11 protein-coding genes are annotated in these 13,623 nt (G+C 69.1%); 4 read left to right on the forward strand and 7 right to left on the reverse strand.

From position 1 onward, the window contains the following. The coding region (locus D7W79_RS27010; RefSeq protein WP_244221987.1) for a hypothetical protein at positions 1 to 1,561 on the reverse strand (1,561 nt) is incomplete at its 3' end. Between the two features lie 351 nt (positions 1,562 to 1,912). Here D7W79_RS27010 and D7W79_RS27015 point away from each other — a divergent pair. Both D7W79_RS27015 and D7W79_RS27020 read left to right on the forward strand, forming a co-directional pair. Continuing rightward, entirely contained in the window at positions 1,913 to 2,788 is an 876-nt protein-coding gene (locus tag D7W79_RS27015) for an OmpA family protein (RefSeq protein ID WP_120528277.1), read from the forward strand. 133 nt (positions 2,789 to 2,921) lie between these two features. After that, positions 2,922 to 3,704: a fatty acid desaturase family protein gene (locus D7W79_RS27020; RefSeq protein ID WP_120528278.1), complete on the forward strand. Its 783-nt coding sequence runs from the start codon at positions 2,922 to 2,924 to the stop codon at positions 3,702 to 3,704. Between the two features lie 11 nt (positions 3,705 to 3,715). Here the strand turns inward: D7W79_RS27020 and D7W79_RS27025 are convergent, their stop codons facing one another. From D7W79_RS27025 to D7W79_RS27035, 3 genes are all read right to left on the reverse strand, one after another. Next, positions 3,716 to 4,645 carry an NAD(P)-dependent oxidoreductase gene (locus D7W79_RS27025; protein ID WP_439099235.1) on the reverse strand — a complete coding sequence of 310 codons (930 nt, stop codon included), beginning with the start codon at positions 4,643 to 4,645 and terminating at the stop codon, positions 3,716 to 3,718. A gap of 25 nt (positions 4,646 to 4,670) precedes the next feature. After that, on the reverse strand, positions 4,671 to 6,053 hold the full coding sequence (locus D7W79_RS27030) for an ATP-binding protein (RefSeq protein WP_120528280.1): 1,383 nt from the start codon (positions 6,051 to 6,053) through the stop codon (positions 4,671 to 4,673). 154 nt (positions 6,054 to 6,207) lie between these two features. Continuing rightward, positions 6,208 to 6,861, reverse strand: a complete 654-nt coding sequence (locus D7W79_RS27035) for a glutathione S-transferase family protein (protein WP_120528281.1) — start codon at positions 6,859 to 6,861, stop codon at positions 6,208 to 6,210. A gap of 289 nt (positions 6,862 to 7,150) precedes the next feature. On the opposite strand from D7W79_RS27035, the gene D7W79_RS27040 reads away from it, so the two are divergent. Together D7W79_RS27040 and D7W79_RS27045 are read left to right on the forward strand one after the other, a co-directional pair. Continuing rightward, positions 7,151 to 8,167, forward strand: a complete 1,017-nt coding sequence (locus D7W79_RS27040) for an alcohol dehydrogenase (protein ID WP_120528282.1) — start codon at positions 7,151 to 7,153, stop codon at positions 8,165 to 8,167. An 82-nt stretch (positions 8,168 to 8,249) separates the two neighbouring features. Continuing rightward, on the forward strand, positions 8,250 to 9,779 hold the full coding sequence (locus tag D7W79_RS27045; protein WP_120528283.1) for a M28 family metallopeptidase: 1,530 nt from the start codon (positions 8,250 to 8,252) through the stop codon (positions 9,777 to 9,779). Positions 9,780 to 9,785: 6 nt separating this feature from the next. Here D7W79_RS27045 and D7W79_RS27050 read toward each other — a convergent pair whose 3' ends face one another. The 3 genes from D7W79_RS27050 to D7W79_RS27060 all read right to left on the reverse strand — a co-directional run bounded on the left by D7W79_RS27050 (position 9,786) and on the right by D7W79_RS27060 (position 13,461). After that, positions 9,786 to 10,802 (reverse strand): hypothetical protein, encoded by a 1,017-nt coding sequence (locus D7W79_RS27050; protein ID WP_120528284.1) that lies wholly within the window; start codon positions 10,800 to 10,802, stop codon positions 9,786 to 9,788. A gap of 116 nt (positions 10,803 to 10,918) precedes the next feature. Next, the gene (locus D7W79_RS27055) at positions 10,919 to 11,116 is read right to left on the reverse strand and encodes a hypothetical protein (protein WP_120528285.1); all 198 of its coding nucleotides are present in this window, start codon (positions 11,114 to 11,116) and stop codon (positions 10,919 to 10,921) included. A 266-nt stretch (positions 11,117 to 11,382) separates the two neighbouring features. Continuing rightward, the gene (locus tag D7W79_RS27060) at positions 11,383 to 13,461 is read right to left on the reverse strand and encodes a sodium-translocating pyrophosphatase (RefSeq protein ID WP_120528286.1); all 2,079 of its coding nucleotides are present in this window, start codon (positions 13,459 to 13,461) and stop codon (positions 11,383 to 11,385) included. Between the last annotated feature and the right edge of the window lie 162 nt (positions 13,462 to 13,623).

Below are 13,623 nucleotides of genomic sequence, written 5' to 3' on the forward strand. Positions count from 1 at the left end.
CCACCGTCCCGTCCCCCACCTGCCCCAGCAGCGTCTGCTCCGGCGGGAGGAAGTCGAGGAACACGGCCTCGGGGTTCGCCTGGGCCTGGGCCTCGGTGACGGGCGTGAGCTTCGTGTCGGGCATGTACCAGCGGTTCCAGTGGCTGAACGGATCCCCTCCGTAGGGGTACTCGCCCTTGCGCCACTGCACGGGCCAATGCCAGGCGGTGCCCACGCCCGGCATCAGGTACTTCGCGCCATACCCCTCGGACGCGCTGCCCTGCTTCGCGAAGCGCTTGAAGTGGATGGCCGCGGGGTCCAGCCGTGTATGGCAATGCTGACAGGGCCCCTCCGTGCCCGGGTCGCGGCGGTACTCGTTGAACTTCAGTCCCATGGGCGGCGCGAGGACCTCGCACGCCAGCGTCTCCAAGGCCCGGGCACCGCGCACGCGCTCGCGCGGGTAGCCCGTGAGGAAACCCAGGCTGGTGAGCATGCCCGCTGCGGGAATTCCCCTGGACGCACCGGCCTGGGTGCGCGGGTCGTAGTGGTAGTCGCGCTCGGCGAGGAGGAAGGGATTGCGCGCCGGGACCTGGTACTCGCGCCAGGCGAGCGGATCCCCTGGCGCGTGGTCCGGATCCACCGGCGCACCGGCGAAGCGCGACGGCCGCCACCAGGAGTCGTCGTCGAGCAGGCCCGTCGCTCCGCCCGCCAGGCCCTGCATCACGTACGCGGCCTGGAGCCGGGTGGGTGCCACGGAGTAGGTGCCGAGGATGAGGTCCGTCACCGGCCGGTCGTGCCACGCGAGGTGGGCGAAGAGGCGGGCGGGCTCCTCGGCGACGAGCCGCCGCTGGGCCTGTTCGTTGTAATGCAGGTAGTCCTCCCAGCCGGCGTACTGCTGGAAGTCGGCGTGGCAGCGCACGGCGTTGGGGCCGCAGCCGCAGGTGCCCTCCGGACCGACGAGGGCGCAGGTGACCTGCGCGGGGCTGCCGTTGACGTTCGCGGTGCCCATGGTGGCGGTGTTGGCCGCGCTGCCCACCAGCGTCACCGTGGTGCCGGGGGCCCACCAGGGCTCCAGGGAGCGCTCCTCCACGGGCGTGCCATCCCCCTTCACTCCGTCGCAGACGGCGCTGTCTTCGCCGCGGAAGTACTTCCAGGCGCCGGCCTTCGCCGTGCCCGCAGGGCAGCGCTGGATGGACCGCTGCTGCTGCACGCCGTACTCCGGCGCGTCGGCGGTTCGAGGGACGAGCGGCACGTTGAACCAGTCGCGCGCCCGCTCGAACATCGTCCGGTAGAACGCGGGCTGCGCGAGCGTCTGGTCGACGAAGCGCTCGACGAAGGCCCGCTGCGCGGCGTCGTCCCCCGCGGCCTCGAGCGCGGCGAACTCCTCATCCGTGGGAGGCGTCCCGCGCAGCGCGAGCGCGGACCGCCGCAGCAACCGGCCAGGCGCGAGCAGGTCGTTCTTCTCGCCCGCGTCGGGATCACCGGAAGGCGTGGGCTCTTCACAGCCGGCGTCCGGCGAGCCCGACGGATCCACGTCATTGTCAGACGTCCCGCCCACCACGCCGGTACAGGCGGTCCACACGGCGAGTATCAGGGCCCACCCGACGGAGCGTCGCCAGGTGCCAGGAGCGATCGAGTTGCGCGGGATCATCCGCCGTCGCAAGGCAATGCGTGTGCCAGGAACTCAACACAGCGGGGGCGCGGCCTCTGCGTCGTGAAGCGCGCGTGCCGCCGTGGGAACCGCTGCGAGTGGCGACGGATCCCCTCCACACAGTGAGGCTCATGCCCCCCACCCGCTCACGCGGATCAGCACGGACTGCCCTGGCTGGAACAATGAACCTCCAGACACCTACACACACCCGAGTCGCCTTGAGGCGCACCCGGGGCCGTTCACTAGCGTGGCCTCCGTCCATTCCACCTTGGAGGTCGCGACATGGAAACGGAACGCGGAAGGGCCTGGGTCCCCTGGCTGGTGACGGCGCTGGTGGCGGTGCTCGCGGGCCTGGTGCTGTATCTGTCGCATCGCAGCACGACCCGCGCGGACGCGGAGGCGGCCGTGGCCGCGGCCCGGGCCAGCGACGCGGAGGCCGCGAAGCAGCAGCTGGAGGCGAAGCTGGCCGCGCTGGAGGCGGAGCACGCGAAGCTGTCCACGGAGAAGGAGCAGCTCAACACGGAGAAGGAGCAGCTCAGCCAGACGGTGCAGGAGCAGGAGGCGGAGCTGGCCCGGCTCAAGGCCACCTACGAGGACCTCCAGGACAAGATGAAGAAGGAGATCGCCGAGGGCGCCATCCGCCTGACGCAGGACGGGGGCCGCCTCCAGGTGGACCTGGTCGACAAGGTCCTCTTCGATTCGGGCGACGCCAGCATCAGCGCGCGCGGACAGGAGGTCCTCACCCGCCTGGGCGGCGTGCTGTCCAAGGTGGATGACAAGCTCATCCAGGTGACGGGCCACACCGACGACTCGCCGCCCACGCAGAAGCTCCAGGCCATCTTCCCCACCAACTGGGAGCTGTCCGTCGCGCGCGCCGTCAACGTGGTGCGCTACCTCCAGGACAAGGGCGGCGTGCCCGCGAAGCGCATGCTCGCGGCGGGCTACGGCGACACGCGCCCCCTGGCGGCCAATGCCTCGCCGCAGGGACGCGCCCGCAACCGCCGCATCGAGCTGTTGTTGATCCCGGAGCAGGCCGCCAGGCGGAACCCCGCCATCGCGAAGGCAACGCCCGCGAAGGCAACGCCCGTGAAGGGGGCGCCAGCGAAGGCGTCCACCGTGAAGCCCGCGGTCGGAAAGAAGCCCCAGTCCGGCCGGTAGTCGCGCGGGCCTGCCCGACTTCTATCCCCGACTCCGCCAGCTGATGCCCTGGAAGGCCGTGTACCGCCAGGGGGAACGCGGGACGGTTAGAACCGCCTCGCTGCTCCACCCGTCGTCGGGTTTCACCCTCGACATGGCCTCTCTGGAACTGCTCCGCGGTGTGAAGTGGAAGGACTTGAGGACGCTCTCGACCCGGGAGCTCCTCATCGAGAACAACCTGAACGTTCCCTGGTTCTTGTTCTCCATGCTGCTGGCGTACTTCGAGCACTACGCCCTCGCCCTGCCCTTCTCGGCCTTCTTCTTCCTCACGGGCCTGAGACAGGTGCACAACGGCTTCCACCGCGCACTGGGCACGAACCGGTTCCTGACCTGGCTCACGCTGTATCTCAACAGCGTGCTGATGGTCGTCTCACTCCACGCGGTGAAGTTCAATCACCTGAGACATCACCGGTACACCCTGGCGGAGGGAGACTACGAGGGGAAGTCAGCGCGCATGTCCTGGTACGGCGCCATCCTGTACGGCCCCGTCCACATGTTCCTGATCCACAAGGTGACGCTCCAGCAGGGAGACAGGAAGTACCGCTGGAACGTCCTGTTCGAGCTGGCCTCCATCGCGGTCTTCGTCGCCGGGGTCTTCCACCTGCGGCTTCACTTCCTCATCTACCACGTCGCGGTGATGGCTTTGGGCGAGTGCCTGATGGCCTTCTTCGCCGTGTGGACCGTGCATCACGACACGCAGGACGCACCGGCGCTCGCGCGGACCCAGCGCACCGGGTGGAAGAACCTGCTCACGTTCAGCATGTTCTATCACCTGGAGCACCACCTCTTCCCGGCGGTGCCCACCATCAAGCTGCCGGAGCTGGCGAAGCGCCTGGACGCGGCGCTTCCCGAACTGGAGAAGCGCGCGACGTTCTGAAGGGGCCGGGCTCAGTCCTGCTTCAGGGTGCGGAACACGGCGGGCAATTCCTGCTCACCCAGGCCCGCGCCCAGCGCCCGCCGGTAGTTCTCCAGCAGCTCCCGGGGGAAGCGCGAGCCGATGCGGGCGTCCGTGCTCAGCCGGACGATGTGCTCGATGGCCGCGACGTGGGTGTTGAGGCTGCACTGCTGGCCGGAGAAGTCGTTGTTCTCGATCATGCCCTGCGCGGCGTCGGCGGTGACGGAGATCAAGCCCAGGAAGGAGTTCTTCTGGGCGAAGAAGGCCTTTGGATCCAACCCCTCGGCCTGACACATCGCCGCGGCGTGGAGGACCGCGAGGGAGCCGCCGTAGTAGGCCTCGAGGATCGCGCAGTCGAGCGTCGCGGCGGAGCCGATCTTCTCGTCGACGTAGACGGAGTTCTTGGCGATGGCCCGGAGGGTCTCCAGGTGCCGGTCGTAGACGGCGCGCGACCCGGCGTAGAAGACCGTCGCGTAGTCGGTGGCCACGAACGCGGGATACGCGAGGATCGCCGCGTCCAGGTAGTCCACGCCGTGGGCCCTCGCCCACTCCAGTCCTCCCCGGGCGTCCGCCGGTGAGCCGCTGGTGAGCTGGACAACCGTCTTTCCGGCCAGCACCGACGCGACGGCCTGCGAAGAGAACAGCTCCGAGCTGGCGGCGTAGTTGGACACCGAGACGACCACCAGCTCCCGTCCGGAGACTGCCTCCACCAGGTTCTCGAACGCGACGGTGCCACCGCCCACGGCCCTGGCCTTGCTGTGCGTCCGGTTCCACACCGCGACGTCATGCCCCGCCGCGGCGAACGCTCGCGCCAGCGCGCTGCCCATGAGCCCACTGCCAATCACCGCCAGCTTCGTCATCTCAATCCCCTGTTGTTTCAAGCAAGCGCGGTCCTTGGGACCGGTGCAGGGGGATGAGAGCACACGCGGGGTGGAGACACCCAGGACCTCAGGTGCCGTACGGCAACTCGACCGTGAAGGTGGCTCCGAGGCCGGGTTCGCTCTCCACGCGGATGACACCGCCGTGGGCCTCGACGACCTGTCTGGCGATCCAGAGCCCGAGCCCCAAGCCACCGTAATTGGTCGTGGACACCGCGCGCTCGAACCGGTCGAAGATCCGGGCCTGGGCATCCAGGGGGATTCCGATGCCGGTGTCCCGGACCCCGAGCGTCGCCCTGTCCCTGGAGGCCTTCACCATCACCTCCACGGGCTTGCCTGCTCCGTACTTCAGGGCATTGGAGAGCAGGTTCGTCACCACCTGCTCAAGCCGTGCCCCGTCCCATTGGCCTCGCACGGGCTGATCGACGAGCACCCGGAGCTGACAGCGCGACTGGGTCACCGCTTCGGCCGAACGCTCAACCACCTCCTGCACGAGCGCGGACAGGTCACACTCCCCCACCTGGAGCGTGAGCCGCCCGGCGCCGATGCGGACGACATCCAGGAGCTGCTCCGTGAGGGTGCCAAGCCGCTGCGCCTGCTTCTGCGCCCGCGACAGCCGCTCCTGCATGTGTGGATCATCCTTCTCCTGCGCCAGATGCATGAGCGAGTGGAGCTGGAGCTGGAGGGCCGTGAGTGGCGTGCGCAGCTCATGTCCGGCGATGGCCAGGAAGTCATCGCGCAGCCGCACCGCCGTCAGCAGTTCCTTCTCCACCCGCTTGCGGTGCTCGATCTCTGTTTCGAGCATCTTGGAGCGCTGCTGAAGGGCGGCGATTTCGCGCAGGCGCAGCTCGTCGTCAGAGACCTGCGAATAGGCCTCGGTGGGCCTGACGTGGGCATGCACGGCGCAGACCTGATGGAAGGTCCGCGCATCCTCCTGCGTCTGGAAGCCTCCCAGCGCATAGGCGCAGAGCAGGCTGAACGGATACGACCGGCCCAGCTCGTTCCACTGCTCCTCCAGGAGGAGCGCGGCCTGGGCGTTTTGATCCTTCAGCAGGAGGTCCACCATCTCGCCGTAGGCGCGAACCTTGCGCCCGCCCGCGGCGCGATGACTCCTGTCGAGGACCGCCCCGATGAGTTGCTGGAAGCGGCTCCAGTCAGGCAGCCCTCCCACCATGAACTTCGCCAGGGTGTCCCGGGCATCCAGCAGGACGAGCCGCCCGTCCTCCAGGGCGCGCTCCACCTCGAAACCCATGGCCTTCAGGTGCGCCTTGAAGCCGCTGCGATGTGCTTCCGTCGCGATGACGACAGCGGGTTCACCCGTCTGGAAACCCGTGGCCAGGAACTTCGCGACCACGTCGAACAGGAATGACGGGGCCTCGTAGAACTGGACGTGGTGGTCGCCCTCGGTTGGCGGAGACTGGCGCTGGGCCGTGCTTCCCTGGGCGGAACTCATACGTCAGCATACAACCGCCGGAGCAATTGGCATCCTCTTCGCCCCTCTTTCTCCGAGCAGGCGACTTTGATCGGACCTTTGGGTGTCGGAGTAGGTCATCTGATCGACTGGAATCGAGGGCCAGGCACCAGCCCTCGCAGTGAACAGACCGCCATCAGCCGCTGGATGGCTTGCCGGTGTTGACCGCCAGTTGAGCCTCGAAGGCCCGCTTGTAGGCGGGCCGCGCTTCGCCGCGGGCGACATAAGCGGCCAGGTTCCGGTACTCGTCCAGAATGCCCGATGCTCTCAACCTGAGCAGCACCGACGCCATCATCAAGTCGCCGGCACTGAAGGCGCCGTCGAGCCAATCGGCATCGCCGAGGCGAGCGGAAAGCTGGTTCAGCCGGCCGCGGATGCGATCCTTGACCAGAGGCAGGCGCTCCGCATTCCAGGGCTTGTCACCTTCGAGAAACAGGGCGGTTTGAAGGTCGAGGATCGGTGGCTCCACCGTGTTGACCGAGGCAAACATCCAGGTGACCGCGCGCGCCCGGGCATTGGCATCTTCCGGCAGCAGGCCCGCATGGCGCTGGGCGACGTGAAGCACGATCGCCCCTGTCTCGAACAGGGCGAGATCGCCTTCATCATAGGTCGGAATCTGGCCGAAAGGATGAACCGCCAGATGCGCGGGTTCCTTCATCGCACGGAACGAAACGAGGCGAACCTTGTAGGGTTGCCCCACTTCCTCGAGCGCCCAGCGAACGCGCGTGTCACGCGCCAGTCCCCGGCCGCCATCGGGTGAGCGTTCAAAGGCGGTAATGGTGATGGTCATCGAAAGGCTCCTCCTTGGCGGATCATCGGCTGCCGAGGCAGACCTTGCCCAAGTGTTTTTCAGTTGCAATCATTCTTCTGTAAACCCCGCCACGATTTGATGTCTGCCCATGGCGTTACAAACCGCGCCTCGGGGGGAACTCCATCGAGGTGCGGTTCGGCCCTTGTGATCCATCACCCAGGGACCAGCCAGGGCCTGTCCTCCCTGCTCGCCCTCCGTCCTGGCATCCTCCCGTACTCCCTGTGCGCCCGCACCGCTTCATCCCCATCCCTCCCTCCGAGGAGAAGCCATGGCCAGGAAGATGAAGGCAGTGCAGGTGCCGAAGGCGAAGGGTCCGCTCGAAGTCGTGGAGCGCGAGGTCCCCGAGCCCGGCCCGGGGCAGGTCCGGCTCGCCGTGGAGGCGTGTGGCGTCTGTCACAGCGATGCCATCACCAAGGAGGGCTGGATGCCCATCCAGTACCCCCGGGTGCCGGGCCATGAGGTCGTGGGCCGCATCGACCGGGTGGGTCCCGGCGTGACGGCGTGGAAGGAAGGACAGCACGTCGGCGTGGGCTGGCACGGGGGCCATTGCGGCCAGTGTGTCCCGTGCCGCAGCGGGGACTTCGTCACCTGCGAGAAGCAGCAGATCTGCGGCATCAGCTACGACGGCGGCTATGCGGAGTATCTGGTCGCCCCGCAGGAGGCGCTGGCCCGCGTCCCGGAGGGCATGAGCTCCGAGGATGCCGCGCCCCTGCTCTGCGCGGGCGTCACCACGTACAACTCCCTTCGCAACATGGGGGCGCGGCCGGGTGACCTGGTGGCGGTGCAAGGCATTGGCGGCCTGGGCCACCTGGCCATCCAGTACGCCCAGAAGTTCGGCTACCGCACCGTCGCCATCTCGCGCGGCGCGGACAAGCGGTCGCTGGCGCTCGAGCTGGGCGCGCATGAATACATCGACACGGAGAAGGGCTCCGCGGCCGAGGCCCTCCAGAAGATGGGGGGTGCGCGCGTCATCATGATGACCGCTTCGAGCAGCAGCCTGGCGGGCGAGCTGCTCGGAGGCCTGGGACGCAATGGCACCCTGCTGCTGCTGGGCGCTGGCGCGGAACCCATCCCCGTCAGCAGCCTGTCCATGATTTCAAAGCGCACCCGCATCCAGGGCTGGCCCAGCGGCGTGCCCCAGGACTCGCAGGAGACCATGGCCTTCAGCGCGCTCGCGGGCGTGCGCTCGCGCAACGAGGTGTTCCCCCTGGAGCGCGCGACGGAGGCCTTCGAGCGGATGATGAGCAACAAGGCCCGCTTCCGGGTCGTGCTCAAGATGCGCTGAGGCGCGGGCGGGGACTTGCGCTTGCCGGGGGACGGCCGGGGTGGAAATGCTTGCGCCGTCCTCTTCCCCCGGTGCCCCGCGCATGTCCCCTTCCCGCCCGCTGCTCCGCCTCGCGGCGCTGTCCCTCGCCCTGGCTCTCCCGGCACCCGCCAGGGCCGACGCGCCCGTCCCATCCGCGCGTGAGCGCGAAGCCGCGCTGCTCGTGGGCAGCGTGCTGGGAGGAACGCCCATGCTGGAGGACCTGCGCTCGCTGGTGGACGAGGTGGGCGGCCGGGCCACGGGCTCCGAAGCCAACACGCGCTCCGTGGAATGGGCGCTGGAGCGCTTCCGCGCCGCGGGCGTGACGGCGCGCGCGGAAGCCTTCCCCATGCCGGCGCTGTGGCTGGAGCGCGGCGCCACCGCCTCCGTGCAGGGCCCGGGCGTGCGCTTCGCCCCGCGCGTGGCCGCGATGCCCTTCTCCACCGCCACGTCCAAGGGCGGCCTCACCGCGCCGCTGCTGGAGGTGGGCCGTGGCACCGAGGCGGACTTCCAGCGGGTGGGCGTGAAGGCGCGGGGTGCGTTCCTGCTGGTGGAGACGGACGAACTCAAGGACGTCGACGGGCTGTTCCGCGAGTACGACGAGGCGGCGCTCATCGAGTCCCGCGCGTTCGCCGCGGGCGTGGCCGGCGTCGTCTACATGGGCAGCCGGCCCGGCAACCAGCTCTACCGGCACAGCGTCTCCGTGGGCCCCCGGAACACCCACCCCATGATGGTGATGGAGCGCGACGGCGCGAAGCGCGCGCTGCGGCTGCTGCGCGCGGGCAAGGTCCTGAGCCTCACCGCGGCGCTGGACCTGCGGACGGGCGGCCCCTACGAGGCACGCAACGTCATTGGCGAGATTCGCGGCACCACGCACCCGGAAGAGGTCGTCGTGCTGGGCGCGCACCTGGACAGCTGGGACCTGGGCGGCGGCGCGCTGGACAACGGCGCCAACGTCGCGATGCTCCTCGACCTCGCGCGGCAGATGCAGCGTCTGGGATTGAAGCCCGCGCGCACCCTGCGCTTCGCGCTGTGGAACGGCGAGGAGCAGGGCATGTACGGCTCGGCCGGCTATACGCGCACGCACGCGGCGGAGCTGGACCGGCACACGCTGGCGCTGTCGGTGGACATCGGCTGCGGACGCATCACCGGCTTCTACACGAACGGCCGGACGCCGCTGGTGCCGCTGGTGGACCGGGCGCTGAAGCCGGTGGAGGGCCTGGGGCCCTTCACGCAGCTGAACGTGCCGGTGGTGGGCACCGACAACTTCGACTTCATGATGTACGGCGTGGCCAACCTCATCGCCAACCAGGAGCCGGCCACGTACGGGCCCAACTACCACGCGCGCTCGGACGAGTTCGAGCAGTGCGACGCCCGCACGCTGCGCGCCAACGCGGCCGTGGTGGGCGCGCTCGCGTGGGGCTTCGCCACCATGGACGAGAAGCTGCCCCGCCAGAGCCGAGCGGAGGTGGAGGCGCTCATCCGGGACACCGACCTGGGCCAGCAGATGAAGTCCTTCAATGTCTGGGAGGAGTGGGCCACCGGCGCCCGGGGACATCCCCTGGAGCCCAAGCCCACTCCCGCCCCGCGCTGAAAGCCGCTACTGCTGGCGGATGTAGACGGCGTTGATGCGGTTGTTCCCCGCGCCCGGAGCGCTCTTCACCGTGAGGCGCCCGTCCGACACCGCGACGTGCGCGAGGCCGGTGGTGAAGCCGTAGCCGGTGGGCATGCCGCTGAGCACCACCGTGTCCTCCGCCTGGATGCGGTAGGCGCCCACGTAGTTGAACGGCTCGCCGGCCAGCATGCTCACCTCGTAGACGCCGTTGGGCACGGCGATCTCCCAGACGCGCTCGCCGCCCTGCTGCATGCGGGCGTGGCGCTGCGCGACGATGTCCACGTCATGGCCCGCGTCCACCATGTTGGCCGTGTTGTCCACGTTCCACCCGTAGGTGAAGCCGAACTGCCGCGCGCCGTAGACGAGCCCGTTGTCCGGCAGGTAGCCGAAGTTCTCCAGCGGCGGGTTGGACGCGGGCTGGAAGTTGATGTCGATGCCGAACTTCCGCTTCACCTCCAGAAACGCGAGCTTGTTGTTCACGGCCGGGCTGCTGCTGCGCACCGTGAGCCTGCCGTCGCTCACGTCCACCAGCTTCACCGCTTCGAAGAAGTGCTGATCCGCCGTCGGCGTGCCGCGCAGCACGTCGCCGTAGTACTCGACGCTGAAGGCGTACTCGCTGTCGGTGAAGTCCGAGTCCCCCGCCACCAGCCGCACCTCGTAGTAGCCGTTGGGCACGGCCAGCTCCCAGGTGTAGTTCGCGCCGTTCTGCGTGCGGATGAGGGTGTCGTACGCCTGCGACGGCGTGTTGGGGTTGTTGCGGTCCCGCGTGTTGGCGGTGTTGTCCTGGTTCCACCCGTAGGTGAAGCCGTTGCCCCGGTTGCCGTACACCTGGCCGGAGTCCGCCACGAAGCCCGCGGGCACCGGCACGTTCGCGGGCTGGAAGTTCACCCGCAGCTCGAAGGGCGCGAACGGGGAGAAGGGACCGGGGGACTGGGCCTGCGCCGGAGTGGACGCCAACGTCAGGCCCAACGCCGCGGCGGCGGACAGCAGGAAATGCCTCATCGGAAACCTCGGGAGCAAAGTGGGAATCGCGGCTTAGCGCGATTTCCCAAGCCCACCGCACGGTTTCGCGGAGCCTGCTGCCCGGGCATCCCCCCAGGGGGCCAGGCCAGCCCCCGTCAGAGCGACGGCTGATCCTGCTGCACCCGGGCATCCACCTGACGCTGGAGCGCCTGGAGCTGCTCCAGCCTGTCCCTCAGCTCGCCGCGCAGGTCGTGCTCGTCGGTGTGGAGGACCTCGTCGTGCAGCCCCTCGATGCTTTCGGCCAGACAGGCACGGAGGAGGTGGATCTGCTGCGGGGAGAGTTCCAGGACCATGGGACACCTCACTGTCGGGAACAGCGGTGGCACTCCTCCCCCACGCACCCGAGGGAGCGGGTGCGAGCGCGCGCGCGTCAGGCCCGTGAAGGCCGAGGCTGCTGCTCCTGAGGCCTGGCGCGCAGGCGATCGCGGAACACCTGGAAGTGTATGCACGCGCTCGCCCACCGCCCCATTGCCCGACCCGACATCGCCTGGCCGGGTGTTCGGTCTTCCACACCCAGGGTGCGGCGCGCCCGGGCAGGGGGCCGCACCCTGAGCCCGCGCTAGCGCAGCGCGATCAGCGAGGCCACGAGCAGCGAGACGACGCTCATGACCTTGATGAGGATGGCCACGCCGGGGCCCGACGTGTCCTTGAACGGGTCGCCCACCATGTCGCCGACGACGGCGGCCTTGTGGACCGCCGAGCCCTTCGCGTGGCCCGGCAGCTTGCCCTTCTCGATGTACTTCTTGGCGTTGTCCCAGGCACCGCCCGCGTTGGCCATGTAGAGGGCCATGGTGGCGCCGACGACGAGCGAACCGGCCAGCAGGCCCGCCAGCGCGAGGGGCCCGAGCACGTAGCCCACCAGCGGCGGGGCGACGATGGCGATGAGGCCCGGGAAGATCATCTCGCGCAGCGCGCTCTTGGTGGAGATGTCGACGATCTTCTTGGGGTCCGGCTCGGCCTTGAGCTCCATCAGGCCGGGGATCTCACGGAACTGACGGCCGATCTCCTCGACGATGGCGCCGGCGGCGCGGCCCACCGCGAGCATCGTGGAGGCGCCCACCAGGAACGGCAGGATGGAGCCCAGCAGCAGGCCCACGATGACGTTCGGGTTGGTCAGCTCCAGGCTCATCTCCGCCAGGCCGTTGGCGATGCGCGTGTGGTTGACCTCCAGGTTGAACGCCGAGAACAGCGCGATGACGGTGAGCGTCGCGGAGCCGATGGCGAAGCCCTTGCCGATGGCCGCCGTGGTGTTGCCCACCGCGTCCAGCTCGTCGGTGATGGCGCGCACGTCCGGGCCCAGGCCGGACATCTCGGAGATGCCGCCCGCGTTGTCGGAGATGGGGCCGTACGCGTCCACCGTCATCACGACGGCGGTGCCGCCCAGCATGCCCACCGCCGACAGCGCGATGCCGTACAGGCCGAGCGCGCGGTCCGCGATGTAGGCCACCAGGGCGATGGTCGCCATGGAGATGCCCACGCTCTCCATGCCCACGGCGAGGCCGCGGATGAGGTTGGTGCCCGCGCCCGTGATGGAGGCCTCCGCGATGCGCTGCACCGGCGTGGAGGAGGTGTAGTAGTCCGTGACGAGGCCGATGATGGCGCCGCCGAAGGCGCCCGCGGCCAGCGCCACCGTGATGTTCTGGGACAGGCCGAACACGTTCATCATCACGAACGACAGGCCCACCAGGATGACGGGGGGCATGATGAGCGCGCTGCGCAGGACCTGCGCGGGGTTCATGTGCTTGAGCGCGCGAGCGATGAAGATGCTCAGCAGGCTGACCACCAGGCCCACCGCGGACAGCACCAGCGGGAGGATGACGCCCGCGACCTTCGCGGAGCCCGTCGACGAGCCGTCCACCACCAGGCGGGAGAGCTCCGTCGCGTTGGCCGTCAGCGCGATGGCCATGGCCGCGACGATGGCGGCCACCATGGACTCGTAGATGTCCGCGCCCATGCCGGCCACGTCGCCCACGTTGTCACCCACGTTGTCGGCGATGACGCCGGGGTTGCGCGGGTCGTCCTCGGGGATGTTCTCGATGACCTTGCCGGCGATGTCGGAGCCCACGTCCGCGGCCTTGGTGTAGATGCCGCCGCCCACGCGCGCGAAGAGCGCGATGGAGCTGGCGCCCACGGCGAACGAGTGGAGGATGGGGGACAGGTCCCGGCTGGACCGGAAGAAGTAGTAGACGACGCCCATGCCGATGAGGCCCAGGCCGGCGACGGCCAGGCCCATCACGGCGCCGCCATCCAGCGCGACCAGCAGCGCGTTCGGCTTGGAGCCGCCGCGCGCGGCCTGCGCGGTGCGCACGTTCGCGAACGTGGCGGCCTTCATGCCGATGTAGCCCGCGAGCAGCGACAGGAACGCGCCCGCCACGAAGCTCGCGCTCGCCGTCGGTCCCAGCGCCAGGCCGATGATGATGGCCACGACGACGCAGTAGATCGCGAGGACCTTGTACTCGCGGACGAGGAACGCCATCGCGCCTTCGCGGATGTAGCCCGCGATGCGGTTCATCGTCGCGTCACCGTCAGGGAGCGCCTTGACGCGGAAGTAGAAGAACGCAGAGAAGAGCAGACCCACGGCGCCGATGACGCTCGGTGCGATCGCCCAGAAATTCGACTCGAGACTCGACAACTCCATCCGTTCCTCCAGAGCAGTCCCGGGGGGCCTCAGACCGCTCGCCCTGCGGATCGCTCGCGTGCAGCGCGAAATGTGCGGAGGGCCTATACGTGATTTCAGGGCAAGCGGGGAGCCTCGGAGCGGATCCGCGCCAAACCGGCCCCGGACGGGCCCGGCACGACC

Origin of the sequence: Corallococcus exercitus (assembly GCF_003611585.1) — a bacterium.
In the GTDB taxonomy this organism is placed as follows: domain Bacteria; phylum Myxococcota; class Myxococcia; order Myxococcales; family Myxococcaceae; genus Corallococcus; species Corallococcus exercitus.